The 13,321-nt window shown below is 66.5% G+C and carries 14 protein-coding genes; 11 read left to right on the top strand and 3 right to left on the bottom strand.

Annotated features, from left to right (window positions below; genetic code table 11):
• Nucleotides 1–30 precede the first annotated feature (30 nt).
• Together K8625_RS42630 and K8625_RS42635 are read left to right on the top strand one after the other, a co-directional pair.
• Complete coding sequence (locus K8625_RS42630; RefSeq protein WP_223750523.1) at nucleotides 31–1,455, top strand: hypothetical protein; 1,425 nt, start codon at nucleotides 31–33, stop codon at nucleotides 1,453–1,455.
• A 106-nt stretch (nucleotides 1,456–1,561) separates the two neighbouring features.
• Entirely contained in the window at nucleotides 1,562–2,116 is a 555-nt protein-coding gene (locus tag K8625_RS42635) for a dihydrofolate reductase family protein (RefSeq protein ID WP_046712093.1), read from the top strand.
• Nucleotides 2,117–2,148: 32 nt separating this feature from the next.
• Here the strand turns inward: K8625_RS42635 and K8625_RS42640 are convergent, their stop codons facing one another.
• A complete protein-coding gene (locus K8625_RS42640) occupies nucleotides 2,149–2,889 on the bottom strand; it encodes an SDR family NAD(P)-dependent oxidoreductase (protein ID WP_223750524.1) in 741 nt (246 codons plus the stop codon).
• 215 nt (nucleotides 2,890–3,104) lie between these two features.
• On the opposite strand from K8625_RS42640, the gene K8625_RS42645 reads away from it, so the two are divergent.
• The 7 genes from K8625_RS42645 to K8625_RS42675 all read left to right on the top strand — a co-directional run bounded on the left by K8625_RS42645 (nucleotide 3,105) and on the right by K8625_RS42675 (nucleotide 8,538).
• Entirely contained in the window at nucleotides 3,105–3,500 is a 396-nt protein-coding gene (locus tag K8625_RS42645) for a helix-turn-helix domain-containing protein (protein WP_223750525.1), read from the top strand.
• 177 nt (nucleotides 3,501–3,677) lie between these two features.
• The gene (locus tag K8625_RS42650; protein ID WP_223750526.1) at nucleotides 3,678–4,013 is read left to right on the top strand and encodes a putative quinol monooxygenase; all 336 of its coding nucleotides are present in this window, start codon (nucleotides 3,678–3,680) and stop codon (nucleotides 4,011–4,013) included.
• 722 nt (nucleotides 4,014–4,735) lie between these two features.
• On the top strand, nucleotides 4,736–5,770 hold the full coding sequence (locus tag K8625_RS42655) for a DUF6345 domain-containing protein (protein ID WP_223785967.1): 1,035 nt from the start codon (nucleotides 4,736–4,738) through the stop codon (nucleotides 5,768–5,770).
• Between the two features lie 38 nt (nucleotides 5,771–5,808).
• Nucleotides 5,809–6,684 (top strand): hypothetical protein, encoded by an 876-nt coding sequence (locus K8625_RS42660; protein WP_223785968.1) that lies wholly within the window; start codon nucleotides 5,809–5,811, stop codon nucleotides 6,682–6,684.
• A 335-nt stretch (nucleotides 6,685–7,019) separates the two neighbouring features.
• On the top strand, nucleotides 7,020–7,391 hold the full coding sequence (locus K8625_RS42665; RefSeq protein ID WP_223785969.1) for a hypothetical protein: 372 nt from the start codon (nucleotides 7,020–7,022) through the stop codon (nucleotides 7,389–7,391).
• Between the two features lie 74 nt (nucleotides 7,392–7,465).
• Nucleotides 7,466–8,023: a hypothetical protein gene (locus tag K8625_RS42670; RefSeq protein WP_223785970.1), complete on the top strand. Its 558-nt coding sequence runs from the start codon at nucleotides 7,466–7,468 to the stop codon at nucleotides 8,021–8,023.
• Entirely contained in the window at nucleotides 8,020–8,538 is a 519-nt protein-coding gene (locus K8625_RS42675; protein WP_223785971.1) for a hypothetical protein, read from the top strand. Before K8625_RS42670 ends, K8625_RS42675 begins: the two co-directional genes overlap by 4 nt.
• A 185-nt stretch (nucleotides 8,539–8,723) precedes the next feature.
• Here K8625_RS42675 and K8625_RS42680 read toward each other — a convergent pair whose 3' ends face one another.
• Nucleotides 8,724–9,860 (bottom strand): serine hydrolase, encoded by a 1,137-nt coding sequence (locus K8625_RS42680; protein WP_223750531.1) that lies wholly within the window; start codon nucleotides 9,858–9,860, stop codon nucleotides 8,724–8,726.
• A 273-nt stretch (nucleotides 9,861–10,133) separates the two neighbouring features.
• Here K8625_RS42680 and K8625_RS42685 point away from each other — a divergent pair, with 273 nt between their 5' ends.
• Together K8625_RS42685 and K8625_RS42690 are read left to right on the top strand one after the other, a co-directional pair.
• Nucleotides 10,134–10,979 carry a helix-turn-helix transcriptional regulator gene (locus K8625_RS42685; RefSeq protein WP_223785972.1) on the top strand — a complete coding sequence of 282 codons (846 nt, stop codon included), beginning with the start codon at nucleotides 10,134–10,136 and terminating at the stop codon, nucleotides 10,977–10,979.
• Nucleotides 10,980–11,093: 114 nt separating this feature from the next.
• Nucleotides 11,094–12,278 carry a hypothetical protein gene (locus tag K8625_RS42690; protein WP_223785973.1) on the top strand — a complete coding sequence of 395 codons (1,185 nt, stop codon included), beginning with the start codon at nucleotides 11,094–11,096 and terminating at the stop codon, nucleotides 12,276–12,278.
• A gap of 69 nt (nucleotides 12,279–12,347) precedes the next feature.
• Here the strand turns inward: K8625_RS42690 and K8625_RS42695 are convergent, their stop codons facing one another.
• Nucleotides 12,348–13,256, bottom strand: a complete 909-nt coding sequence (locus K8625_RS42695; protein ID WP_223785974.1) for a PHB depolymerase family esterase — start codon at nucleotides 13,254–13,256, stop codon at nucleotides 12,348–12,350.
• Nucleotides 13,257–13,321 lie beyond the last annotated feature (65 nt).

Below are 13,321 nucleotides of genomic sequence, written 5' to 3' on the forward strand. Positions count from 1 at the left end.
GTATGTGGAGAGGGTGGAGGCAGGCACACCGTGAAGCAGGACAGACACCTTCGCAGGTCGAGCAAGAGACTCGAGGGCCACTCCACACCCATCCTCGCCGCGGACTGGCTCCCGGACTCGTCCCGGCTCGTCTCGGCGGCGGAGGGAGACTCCACGGTTCGCGTGTGGGACGTCGCGGCCCCGCGGACCGTGTCGACGCTCACGGTCGCCGAGGGGCTCAACAAGGTCCGGCTGTTCCCGACCGGTGACGTGCTGGCCGCGACCTTCGAGGACCAGGTCGCCCGGGTGTATGCGCTGGGTTCCGGCAGGATGCTGGAGAGCGCTCCCCTTGCGACGCGTCCCAGGGCGCTGGTGGTCTCCGCGGATGGCGCCGTGTACTGGGCGGGCCACGCTTCCCAGGGCGACAGGGTCTGGTCGTGGACGCCGGGCTCGACCCCGAAGCCGCTCCTGAAGGACATCCACACCTTCGCGCCCACCTGTGGCCTGGCGCTCTCCGACGACGGGACGAAGCTGTGGTGCTTCTTCGAGTGGGACCTCGTGGTGCTCGATGCGCGGACAGGGCAGGAACTCTCCCGGTTCAAGGGCGCGCGGGACGAGGCCATCGGGCCGGGCTTCGTGTTGCCGACCGGGCCTCGCGTGGTGGGCGTGAAGTCACGCCTCAACCGGGATGACGACGCGGTCCGGCCGCGCCTCTACAGGTGGGACCACGAGACCGGTGGGGCGGACTGGAGTTCGGAGATCCTGGGGTATGGGCATGGGCAGGAAACGCTGCTGGCGATGGCCCGGAGCACGCGCTGGCTCGCGGCCTGCGGCCCGGAGGGCGTGACCCTCATTTCGAGTCGCAGCGGGCGGGTGCTCGGGGTGCTGCCATGCGAGATGTCCCCGTGGGACGTCACGTGCCTGAGTGTGTCTCCGAATGACCGCTTCGTCGCGGTGGGCACCTCGAAGGGTGAGCTGGTCGTCCACGACCTCGGCGACACGGACCTCGAAAGTGATTTGGCGGTGCCGGACATTCCCAAGCGCTCACGCAGCGGCAGTCCGCTCCTGCTGCGGCTGCAGAAGCGGCCCGGACTGTGGCTCCGGGTGCATGCGAATGGCGACCTGGAAACGGCTGAAGGCGATGCCCGCACGGACTCGGTCATCATGCCCCTGGGCGCTCAGGCAGGAGGTGCGGCCGCCCACCCGTCCTTCCTCGCATGGGAGCTCAGCAGGCGCCTCTGGTCGTACGACCTCACCCAGCCTTTGCCCTCGAAGAGGGCCCATGCCGTGCAGGTCTTCAACGGAACCGACCTGGTCGTCGAGGGCTGTATCGGCATCGAGGGCTCCGAGCGCGACCTCGGCTTCGACAGTGAGCCCGACAGTGTCGGGGAGCGGGTCGAAGGCGCGCTCAGCGCGTGGAGCATCCTCGATGGCCTCAAGGGCCTGTTGTCGTCGCGGCCGGGCGGCGGGGATTGATGCATGTCGCGACCTCGGGTGGCGGTGGGGCCCGCCGGAGATGGGGCATTGCGTCGATGGCGAGGTGTGCTGCGCACGGGGGGCGCTTCTCGTAGAGTCCCGCGCCATGGGCCTCCTCACCTTCGGTCTCAATGTGACGCTGGACGGGTGCATCGACCACACCCAGGGAATCGCGGACGACGAGCTGCACGACTATTGGAGGGAGCGCATGGAGCAGAGCGGGGCGATGCTCTTCGGGCGCAACACCTACGAGCTGATGGAGGGCGCCTGGCCCGCGGTGGCGCGCGACGAGAATGCGCCGCGCGCGATGCGCGAGTGGGCGCAGAAGCTCGAGGCGAAGGTGAAGTACGTCGTGTCGAACTCGCGGAGCGACTTCCCATGGCAGAACACGGTCAGGGTGGAGGGTGAACTTCGCGAGGCCATCTCGGCGCTGAAGGCGAAGACCGAGCAGGGTGTCCTGGTCGGAGCGCCCAAGCTCGCGGCGTCGCTCGAGGAGTGGGGGCTCATCGACGAGTACCGCATCGTCGTTCATCCCATCATCAGCGGCCACGGGCCGACGTTGTTTCAGGGCCTGTCGAGTCCGCGGCAGCTCGAACTCCTCTCGACGCAGCGGTTCAAGTCCGGCGCGCAGGCGCTCCACTTCCGCCGCAAAGCGGGCTGAGCGCGGTATCGCCATCGGGGGGGGGCGGCTGGCTAGACCGCCATGATGCCTCCATCCACGAAGAACTCGACGCCCGCGACGAAGCTGCTCTCGTTGGCTGCGAGGAACAACACCGCGTTCGCGACGTCCTCCGCCTGACCGATTCGCCCGAGCGGCGTCATCTGCTTCAGCACGTCCTCGAACCCCGCGTTGTTCTGGAGGTACGTCTGCATCGCGGGCGTTTCAATCATCCCCGGTGAAATCACATTGACGCGAATGCCTCGGCTCTTCAGGTCCGTCGTCCAGGTTCGAGCGAGTGAGCGAATCGCGGCCTTGGTCGCGTTGTAGACCGAGAGCCCGGGGAACCCTTTGCTGCCGCTGGCCGAGCCCGCGAGGATGACCGTACCTCCGCGGGTCATGAGCGGCAGCGCCTTCTGCACGCTGAAGACCATGCCCTTGACGTTCGTGCCGAACACGCGGTCGAAGTGCGCCTCGTCAATCTCACCCAGCGCCGACGTTTCGGAGATACCCGCGTTGGCGAACACGACATCGACCCTCCCGTGGTCGCGCTGGATCCGCGCGTAGAGGCGGTCGAGGTCGGAGAGATTGCCAACGTCTCCCTGGATGCCGACGGTGGCGCCGCCAATCTCGCGCACCGCCGCGTCGAGCCTCTCCTGCCTGCGCCCGGTGACGTAGACGTTGGCGCCCTCGGCGGCAAAGGCCTTGGCCGTCGCGAGCCCGATACCCTCACTTGCACCGGTGATGACCACGACCTTGTCCTTGAAACGATTCATACGTTTTCTCTCCTACATGGGCAGTTCATGTCGTGACGAGTCGCTGGCCAGGGATTGCTGTCCGGCCAGAGTCACGCTTCCTTCGCTCGAACGGGCTGCTCGCCTGAGTGGCCGCAGACCCAGCGCCGCTCGCTGTGGCGAGAGGCGAAGTCGTCACGTCACGAAGGTATATGTTGCATACCTAGGGTCAAGAACGTACCTGGAGCATCCTTGGTATGCCGAGAGATACTGAAGACGAGCCCATCTACCGAGCTGACTGTCCCACCCGCACCATCCTCGACCAGATTGGCGACAAGTGGTCGATGATGGTGCTTGCCGTGCTGCGGGCCTCGCCGAAGCGGTTCAATGGCATCAAGCGACAGCTCGAGGGCATCACCCAGCGCGTGCTGACGCAGACGCTGCGAAAGCTTGAACGCAATGGGATGGTTGTCCGACGCGTCATCGGCGGCTCACCGCCGGGCGTCGAGTACTCCATCACCCCTCTTGGCAGGTCGCTCCAGGAGCCGTTCGCGGCCCTGTACGATTGGACCCTCGAGCACATCGACACGATCCACAAGCACCAGGAGTCCTACGACCGCGATGCGCAGACCACGACCCGCCGTCCCGACTGAGCCCGCGTCACGGTTCGGCGTGCCCGGAGGGGAAGCGCGAGGAGTACCTGCTTGGGCGTGCCGCATCTCGCGCTCGCACATGACCTGGTTCCACCCTGCGTTCGTTGACGACTTCGAGCCGGTCGGATGGTACGACGAGCGCCATCCCTCGAACCGCAGCCTGTGCAGGAGCGTCGAATGAGCCTTCTGGTGATTTGTGAGTTCAAGACACGGACCGGAGGGGAGACGGAGTTCCTCCGAGCGGCGCGGGCATTGGCCACCGTCGCCGCGACCGAGCCGGGGACGCTGCGCTACCAGTGGTTCACCACGCAGAAGCCCGGTCACTATTCGATCATCGAGGAGTACGTGGACGCTGACGCGGCCGAAACGCATAACAACCACGTGGGCGCGCTGCTCCGGGAGCTCTTCGCGGTGTCAGACCTGGTGTCGATATCGTTCTTCGGGGAGCTCAACGCGTACTTGCGCGAGTGGGCGACCGGGCGCGAGGGTGTCGCGGTCAACGTCGCGTTGTGAGGTTGCTGGGGGCCGGCCTGCTCCGCTGAGGCCCGGATGAAGTCGACGAACCCTCGGAGCGGCGCTCCTCCACGACAGGCCGTTCTCGGCGCCGTCGACGAGGTCCAGGGGCGCTGCGTGAGGGGCTGGACCACGCGCTCCTCTTGGGGGTGCGGGGCTCCCAGCGACGGAGCACTCGAGCAACGGATGCCCGTCATTGCCTGTCCCCAGTCGCGGGGCGGATGCGGGCGAAGCTGCGCTCGTAGGGCAGGGCTTCTGTGAAAGAGCAGACACCCGCGCTCCCTGAGGCGCGATACCTGTTTATTGAGTCCGAATGTTAGTGTTTGGACCTGCTTGTCTATCGGTCTTGGGATTTCCGGCCCGTCCACGGCTCCAGACAAATGCTTGCGGGCGCGGGCCCTCGTTGCCGCGACGCTCGTGTGTCTGGGATGCACGCGTGACAAGGAGACCAGGCCGGAGCCCCTCGAGACGGCTCCGGCGCGAACGATGTGTGTGATCTCCAGCCCGAAGGGGTCGTGGGACCACTACCAGCTGCGTGATTTGCCGCACGGCCCGTGCTCGACCCGGGCCGCGTGCACGGTGTGGACGAAGGATTCTTGTCCGGGGACGGCCTCTCCCGGTCCGGCGATCCGGTGGACGTGTGTCTGTGATGGCGGGACATGGCGCTGTGACGAGCAAGAGAGAACCAAGACCGCCTGTATCAACCCAAGAGGAGGATGACCATGAGGTTGCCGAGAACCACCGTCGGACGATTCATTGTTGCCGCTACCCTGTGCCTCAGTCTCTTTTCCGCCCACGCGCAGACGGGGATCACCATCGAGGCGGTCAATCGATACTCGTGCGGAACACTCTTCAACAACATCGCGAACGTCGACAACTTTCGCAACCGGATGCTGTCGATACCGGGTTACACGGCCGGCCTCCGGTACACGGATGGCCTGGTATGGCCCACCGACTTCACCGACCCACAACGCGTGAGCGGAGGGTCCGACACCCTCTACTTCGACCGTTCCGGTGACGCCATCTCCTATTTCAGCGGGCACGGCACCTGCGACGATCACAGCAACACCCCTTGCACCTCGAGAGCGTCCTGCCCGGATGTCGCGGGGACCGACAAGCGTTGCCTGCGGTTCTCCGAGAACCCGCTGGCCGGGCGCTGTGTGTATTCGCGCCCGCGAAGCATCGTCGTCGACCGGACTGGTAGTGCCTGCCAGTCCGTCAACTACTCCAGTGGCCCGGTGGCCTGGGGCGAGAGCCCCACGGCGGGTGGATGGGCCGGCGCCGGCACGAATGGAGGAATCAACCTCGCCGTCATCGACAACAGTTGTGGCATCACGCCGGACCTGTTCTTCCCCAATGTGCTGGGGTCCTTCGCGGGAGTCTCCACGGTTGCGCTCATCATGCCGACGCGCGTTGGAGACGACACCGCCGACGTGGCCAATCGCGGCCAGGCCTTCGCCGACCGCTACGTCGCGAATCCCAACTCGGCTGTCGCCCCGTCCTGGGCCGAATCCATCAACTCGGTGGCGGGCGGGACCAGCTGTGCGTTTGGCGGAGGCGGCCACGGCATCGTCGGCTGCGGCGCCAACATCGCCCTCTCGGTTGAAATCAACCAGGCACGGGCGGAATGGGCGAACCGGACCGAGAACTGGGGACAGCTCCGGGACCCCGGGAACGACAGCTTCGGAAACCAATGGATGGCTTGGATCTTCACCTGCAATTACGACTGCAACAGCCACCCCTTCATTCTCCCGTAGCGAGGTCTGCCATGAATCCGCGAACGATGAGTCTTGGTTTGTTCCTGGTCCTGGCTGCCTGCTCCTCGGAGCAGGAGCCGTCCTTGGCGAAGCAACCGCAGTCGGTGGCGCCAACGGTCAACGAGGAGGGCGCAGGTTATCAGCACGCGCTCGCGAGGTCCCGCTTCGACGCGGGAGCCGGTGTGCGGCGTGAGGCCGGAGGCAGCTACGAGCGGGTTGTCGGAGGCAGGGGCGTCTTCTTCGTCGATACGGTCACCCGCGCGACGATGGTCGTTCCGACGTTCGGGGCCCCGGGGCTCCCGAAGGGGACACTGGGCGTCGAGTACCCTCGGCCGCTGACCGAGAATCCGGCGGAGCACTCGGCGGTGGTCAAGGCGTACTTCCTGGAGGCGGGAGTCCCGGTGGCCCAGGTGAGTGGCACCCACGTGACGACCACGATGGCGGGGAGCGGTCCGGTGAGCGGCGGCGTGTCGCCAGCCCAATCAAAGCTCCTCTGGTACACGACCCATCTGGAGCGCTCGGTGGGAGGCATCCCGGTGGAGGGCTCCTTCGCCTATGCCGCGCTGGACAATGCGCGCCGGGTGATCAGCGAGGGCGTCTACTGGCCGGATATTCCCGTGGACGTGGTGCGGGGAGCCCAGACACTCCAACGCCGATTGGCCTCGCCGAACGACCGCGCCGAATTCCTGGCGCGTGTGGGGGCCGGCGAAGCCGGCGTGCGAGAGGCTGCGGGTGAGGTCAAGATCGTCCACACCTCGGCCGGGTACCACGGTGGTTTCGAGGTGAAGGCGGTGTACTCCGTGGCGGTGCGTGGCCCGAACGGGGGGAAGTTCCGCATCCTCCGATTCGATGACACGGGCGCCGCTGTGACGATGTCCGAAGAGCGGGCGACGACCACCGATTCGCTGAAGTGACGAGGCAAAGGCCGCGAGCCGTGAGGTGCCACGAGTGAAGATGCTCGTGGTGCTCGGCCTGTGGGGCTTCGAGGTACGGCTCGCCGCGGGGAGCCACCTGTTCCCAGGCAGGCGTCGGGGCGGGTTCGGGGACCATGCCCCTTCTGTCCAACCCTGACTTTCGTCAGGTGCTGTCAGGGCATCCTCGCGGAGCAGAGCCTGGAGAAGGCCGTGGCGCGCTCACTCGCACTGACGCACAGCTGCTCGGGACGCAGCGGCTGAGGTTGGGGTGGCACGGGTCGGAAAGAAGTGCATCGGAGTGTCGGGAAGCGGTCTCGCTCGCATATGCTTGCTTGATGGGCCTCTTCAATCGTCTCTTCGGTCGCGTGGGCAGGCCGGCAGCCTCCTCGCCCGAGGCTGTGCGCGACCTCCTCCTCGAGGCTGTGCAATCACAGGATGACGCCGCGCTCATCCGGCTCTGTGCCGAGCACGAAGCCCTGGTCCTCGAGCACTTCCCAGCGTGGTTGACGGTTCCCGAGAGCGTCCGCAAGGAGCCCACACAACTCCAGCGCTATGGCCAGGGGCTCATCGGCATCGCTCAGTGCCTCGCGCAGACGCGGAACCGGCCCGAACTGCTCCAGCGGATGATGGGGGCTGCCGCCGACAACCTGGCTGGAACAGAGCGTTCGTTTGCGACATCTTCCCGGCAGGTACGTTCGATGTCGTGAGGACGTGACCCCGGGCGAGTCGGGAGCGATGCCTCTGGGCGTTCCGGGGCTGGATACATCACGAGGAAGCGTTGATGAGCGTCAGTCGCAGCTGGCTCGCAGCGAAGGGAATCTCCACCCGAAAGCTGCTCGAGGAACTGGGGTTGTCGTTGAGTGGTATGTCCTGGGAACTCGACACCCAGGAGGCCGGCATCACCGCCGCGCGACTCGATTACGGGTGGTTCATCATCTACTTCCGGAACCACCCTTACCAGGTCTCGGACGAGGAGATACTGGCGGAGGCCTCCTCGCATGCGGAACTCGTCGTGAGCTGCTTCGTCGAAGAGCACACGATGTACTCGCAGGCTTGGGGCTTCTCCGGAGGCGAGCAGCTCTGGACCCTCTGGCACGACCCTTCCGAAGGTCGTGAGCACCTCGAGGTGGACGGTACTCCCCCGGAGTGCCTCCCGGCCATTCTCCGGGCGAACCTCGAGAAGCTCCAGGCCTACCATCGCCAGAACTCGTTCGATGTGGACACGGTCTTCTCCGTCCCCATCGAGGTCTGCGAGGCCCTCTCGGGCTTCAGCTACAACATGATCCCTGAGCTTATCGATCCATGCCTCACCCTCTTTCCCACGAGGAGGAAGTCATGACGGAGAGCCCTGGCTGGATCGCCGCGAAGGGCATCCACCCTCGGGAGTTGATGAAGAAGCTGCGGGTGGGCCCGGGGCGCGCGGACTGGGAGGCCATTGACGCATTTGACATCTCATGCGCGAGGCTCCCATCCGGGTGGTACCTCGTCATCATCGTGCATGACGTGGTATTCCCTACGAACGAGGAATGGTTCGCCGAGCTCTCCTCCGAGGGTGACGTCGTGAGATTCCTTGTCTCGGCTGAGGGGGGCTTTCCCCTGGCCCAGGGATTCCATGCGGGCACGAAGCGCTGGGAGCTCCGGCCTGACTCCGACGAAGATGTCCGGGTCAGTGGAACACCGCCGGAGTGCCTCGCGGCCATCCGCCAGAATCGACTCGCCGCCCAGCCCCCCGACGATGATTCCAACCCCATCAGTTTCGAGATCCTCGTCGATGTCTGTGAGTCCCTCACGGGGTTCCGTTACGACAGGCTCGAAACGCTCACCGAGCCGTTCATTCATCACAACATCAACTAATGAGTGCACGCGACATCGGGCACGTTGCAAGCCAGTGGTAACCGTCCGGCGAGCGACGTGGCGGGAGACATTGTCGGGCTGTGTTGGCTGTGGGCTTGGCCACGCGCTTCATGCTCTCCGACGACTTGTCGAACGGAGAGACGTCTGCGGGGGCTCGACGCGCACTCCCCCTGTTGTTCGCCGTGCTAGCGACCCTGCATGGATTCGACCCTGTCGAAGAGGGGCGCCAGCGCGCGTTCCATGGCGTTGGCGGTCGCATCGCCGCTCTGGTTGGTGATGATGAACACCCCCAGCTGATACTTCGGCACGAGGTAGAGGTAGCATTGCGCGCGAGGCACGCCGCCATGATGCACGTAGTGGGTGCCCAACTGGCTGCTCTGGCCGATGTTCCAGAAATAGCCGATGCTGAAGTCCTCCGCGAAGCGCACCAGCGGCTTGTGTGACTCCGTCACCGCGGGAAGGCTGCTCAGCTGCAATCGCAGGTACTTGACCATCTCCGGCATCGTCGCCTTCAAGGCCCCCGCCGCGCCCCAGGGCAGCTGCGGCATCGGCGTGGTGCCGACCGGGTTGTCGCTGTGGTAGCCAGGCGCCAGACGGCGGGCGTCCTGGGCACGCAGCCGCAGCCACGTGTCGTGCATGCCGGCTTCCCGCGCCAGGAACTCCGCGAGCAACGACTCGTAGGGCGCCCCGTAGATCTTCTCGAGGGTGTGCGCGACCAGCTCGGTGCCGGCGCTCGAGTAGGCATAGTCCTTTCCGAGCGGCCCCTTGATGCTGACGGTGTGCAGGTCCTGCCAGAACCGCGGCTGCCCGTAGTCCTCATAGGCGGCATTGAGCTTTGCCGGGGTGGCATGCGCGGTGAAGTCCCGCAATACGTCATTCACTTGCAGTGGCAGCATCCCCGGCATGCCGCTGGTGTGGGTGACCAGATGGCGCAGACGGATGGGCTCGCCGTCTGACTGCAGGTTCGGATAGGCGGACGGCAGATACTTTTGTATCGGGTCGTCGAGGGTCGCCTTGCCTTCGAGGACAGCGTTCGCCAGCAGCAGGCCGGCGAAGGTCTTGCTCACCGAGCCGATCTCATAGAGGGTCGAATCATCGGGCGGATTGGACTTGCCGGTCTCCAGCTCACCCCGATGCAGGATGAACTCCTCGCCGCGATAGACCACCGCGATCGACGTTGCGTGCAGCAGTCGCGACTGCAGCAGGGTCGTCGCGGCCTGGTTCATTGCCGTGGGGATATCGCGGGCGGGTGCAGGGCCCGTCGTCTTGCAAGCGGCCAGCACCCACATCATTCCAGCAATGGCTACGGAGAGTTTGTTCATCAGGCGCATCGTCAAGAGGGGGTGGGCACTCTCGCATGCCCCCCGGGGTGGAGCCAGCTGGCCGGGGGAGGGGACTTGAACGAGCCGCTGGGCAAGCGGGGACACGGACTGGAGGACCGCCGGCCGGGCCCACGTCCGCGGCCTCTCATGGCGTTGTCGGGCCTGCCGCACCAGGTTGTCGCCCGAAAGCAGGTTCGCGCGGCGCGCTGGAACTGGGCTCCTGGAGGAAGCCTGGCGATTGCAATCGACTCGCGGGCTGTACATAGGGACTTCGTGTCCTCCGCACCCGTCCTTGGATTTGGTCGCTATCTCGGCACACCGCTCCAGCGCCTGGAGGTGGCAGGGCTCGTCCTGACGGAGAGCACCTATGCTCCCGACGTCGTCCTTCCCCTCCACCGGCACCGTCACGCGGGCTTCCGGCTCACGCTGGAAGGCGGCTTCACCGACGTGTTGGAAGGACGTGCCCGGGAATGTCCTCCCAGGTCGGTGGCCTTCCAGGAACCCGAGGTCGCCCACGAGCAGCGCATCGCCGGTCGACTCACCCGCACCTTCAACGTCGACTTCTCCGAGTCGGTCTGGCGGTCGCGCTACCCCCTCGTCTCCCGGCTGGACGGACGGAGGGAGCTGGCGTCGGCGCGACTGTTCTCGTTGACCGCGCGCCTCTACCAGGAGTTCCGCTGCGGGGATGACCTGGCGGCGCTGGCCATCGAAGGGCTGGCGCTGGAGCTGCTGGCCGAGGCCGTGCGCGCCACGATGCCCCCGAAGGCGTCGGCCCCTCCCGCGTGGCTCGTCCGCGTGCGGGAGTTGCTGGATGCGGTCCGGGGGCCGCCTCCCACGCTCGCGCAGCTGGCTCGCGAGGCGGGGGTGAGCCCCACGCAGTTGGGCCGAGGCTTCCGCCAGTTCTTCCAGTGCACTCCCGCCGACCACCTGCGCCGCTCCCGACTGGAGCGCGCCAGTCGGGCACTGCGAGAGACGGCGCGGCCCCTCAGCGTCGTCGCGCTGGAGGCGGGCTACTGCGACCAGAGTCACATGACGCGCGAATTCAGCCGCCGCCTCCACCTGACCCCGGCCGAGTACCGGCGGTTGCCCGGGGGCCGCTCGTTTCGTCCAACGAAATGAGTTCTGTCCAAGACGTCCTCGCGCGGACGGGGCAGCTTCAGCGCCATGATTCCGGACCCGCTCGCTTCCCCCGTTCCCTCCCCGGCCGCGGACTCCAGACGAGGACTGCCCGCCGTGGCCCTCGTCGCCACGCTGTGGCTGGCCTCATCCGGCTGCGCATCACGGCAGGTGGTCCCGACAGCTCCCGCGCCGGCCGTCACCCGCGTGGAGGCCGGACGCACGCACTGGGTGCTGCGTCCCTCCGAGGCCTACGACGCCCTCTGCCTGCTGAACCTGCTCCGTGGTGACGCGTTCTACACGCGGTTCTACGCCGAGGAGTTTCAGCGCTTCTCCGCCCTGCTCGAGCCCGGGGAGAAGGCCGCGCTCGCGCACCTCACCGAGCGGATGGGAAAGCAGGCCGGGAAGATGGTGGGGCCCTACCTGACGCTCGTCTTCTCCGTCACGGGCGCCACCACCGTGGAAGACCTGGCCAGGACGGTGTCGGACGATGCCGCCTGGACGGCGATGCGCCGGGGCTTCGAGGCGACGAGCTACGCCGAGGACTCCGACTTCACCGAGATGGAGGACGTGCGCCAGGACCTGGGCGTGCTGTTCGCCTTTCTCCAGCGCATCGGCTTCTCGCGCATCTGGCGCGCGGAATACCTGCCCCAGGTCGAGCAGGCCATCGCGCGCCTCGGCGTCCAGGTGGCGCCCCATGACGTGGTGGGCTGGGACGAAGACGTCCTCGGCCGGGCGCTCCACGTGGAGGAGCTCAACGCCCACGTGCTGAAGTTCGCCAAGCCCCACGGCATCCGGGTGACGGGCTGGAACTTCCTCACCGACCTGACCTACCCGCTGAGCGTCACGGTGAAGACCGCCGTCCACGAACTGCTCCACCCGCCGTTCAAGCGCGAGGGCGCCATCGACGCGCGGTTGACGGCCCTGGAGGCGGACCCCTACTTCCAGCGACTGGTGCGCGAGCACGACCCCGCGTTCGGCTACACCACCGCCAAGGGGCTGACGGAGGAGGACTGCGCCGAGGCCATCGACGTCTTCGTCAGCGAGCGCCAGGGCCTGCTCCGCGCGAAGGATGGCAAGCCGCTCACGGGCGCGGCCTTCTTCCGCGACCACGACGATGGAATGCACGTGCTGGCCTACGTGCTCTACGAGGAACTCCGGCGCGCGGACTTCTCCCAGTGGACGACGTACGAGGACTTCCTGCTGAAGCTGTTCGACACGGGCGTGCTCGTGCCCGGGAAGCTGGAGCAGCGATTCCGTTCCTACATCGGCAGCTATCCCGTGAAGGCGTTGAAGGAATAGGCCCTCGGGCGCGCGCCGCGATGAGACAGGCGCGCAGCCGACTCATCCCGGCGGGAACTGCGCCCCGCGTCAACGATGCTGCGCGAGCAGCCAGTCCCAGAACGCGTAGTTGTCATACTGCTGGGTCCAGCAGTCGTGCGCGGTGCCGGGCAGCACGGTGAAGCGCGCGATGGCGTTCCCGGTGGCCACCACGCCGGGCTGTGACGTCCAAGCGGGGCTGCTGGCGCCCGGGAAGAGGTACGTCACTGTCTGTGACGGCGCTGGCACCTGGAGCGATTGACTCAGCCCGTAGTTCTTGGTCACGCCCGTCAACCAGGAGCGGTCGGCGGTGTACGAGAGGCTGTCCCCGTACGAATGCACCGCCCACACCGGCACGTTCTTCAGTTGGGTGATGGTGGGGCCCGGCGCGCCGATGCTGGTGGCCATGGGCGCCAGCGCGGCCAGCCGGCTGCCGTAGGTATACGCGTACCGCCAGGCCCCGTGGCCTCCGGCGCTGATGCCCGTCAGATAGATGCGCGTCGTGTCCACGCGGTAGTTGGCCACGAGGAAGTTGATGAACGCCTCGATGTCCGCCGCCGGCCAGCTCGTCGGGGCGCGCGGCGTGAAGACCATCACCTGTCGCTGCCCGAAGTACGCCTTGCCCTGGCTCGTGAAGTGGATGTTCCTCAGCGCCCCGTGTCGGGTCACCACGTTCAGCAGGTCCGCCTCCGTCGTCGAGGTCCCGAACTCCCCCATCCCGTTCAGGTGGACGATGACCGGGTAGTTCGTGGTGGACGTCAGGTAGCCGGGCGGCAGGTATTCTCCATAGGCGAAGACCGCCCCGGTGCTCGCGGGCAGTCGGGCCACCACCTGGTCCTCGGTGGTGGGGGTGAGCCCCGCCTTGGCTTCACCCCACGCCTGGGCGTCTGTCTCCTCGAAACCGCCCCCGCAGGCGATGGCGCCCAGCACGAGGGTCAACGCAATCCATTGTGTCCGCATGGTGTCCTCCCGGTCCGTGGTTGATTCACCGAGAGTCTGCGTTTTCCTGTGAAAATAGGAAAGTC

Origin of the sequence: Myxococcus sp. AS-1-15, from assembly GCF_020037055.1 — a bacterium.
Classification (GTDB): domain Bacteria; phylum Myxococcota; class Myxococcia; order Myxococcales; family Myxococcaceae; genus Myxococcus; species Myxococcus fulvus.

What these genes read in the sequence shown, in the direction of transcription:
- K8625_RS42635 (WP_046712093.1), top strand. Translation starts at nt 1,562, where the DNA reads ATGGGCCTCCTCACCTTCGGTCTCAATGTGACGCTGGACGGGTGCATC.
- K8625_RS42640 (WP_223750524.1), bottom strand. Translation starts at nt 2,889, where the DNA reads ATGAATCGTTTCAAGGACAAGGTCGTGGTCATCACCGGTGCAAGTGAG.
- K8625_RS42645 (WP_223750525.1), top strand. Translation starts at nt 3,105, where the DNA reads ATGCCGAGAGATACTGAAGACGAGCCCATCTACCGAGCTGACTGTCCC.
- K8625_RS42650 (WP_223750526.1), top strand. Translation starts at nt 3,678, where the DNA reads ATGAGCCTTCTGGTGATTTGTGAGTTCAAGACACGGACCGGAGGGGAG.
- K8625_RS42655 (WP_223785967.1), top strand. Translation starts at nt 4,736, where the DNA reads ATGAGGTTGCCGAGAACCACCGTCGGACGATTCATTGTTGCCGCTACC.
- K8625_RS42665 (WP_223785969.1), top strand. Translation starts at nt 7,020, where the DNA reads ATGGGCCTCTTCAATCGTCTCTTCGGTCGCGTGGGCAGGCCGGCAGCC.
- K8625_RS42670 (WP_223785970.1), top strand. Translation starts at nt 7,466, where the DNA reads ATGAGCGTCAGTCGCAGCTGGCTCGCAGCGAAGGGAATCTCCACCCGA.
- K8625_RS42675 (WP_223785971.1), top strand. Translation starts at nt 8,020, where the DNA reads ATGACGGAGAGCCCTGGCTGGATCGCCGCGAAGGGCATCCACCCTCGG.
- K8625_RS42680 (WP_223750531.1), bottom strand. Translation starts at nt 9,860, where the DNA reads ATGAACAAACTCTCCGTAGCCATTGCTGGAATGATGTGGGTGCTGGCC.
- K8625_RS42695 (WP_223785974.1), bottom strand. Translation starts at nt 13,256, where the DNA reads ATGCGGACACAATGGATTGCGTTGACCCTCGTGCTGGGCGCCATCGCC.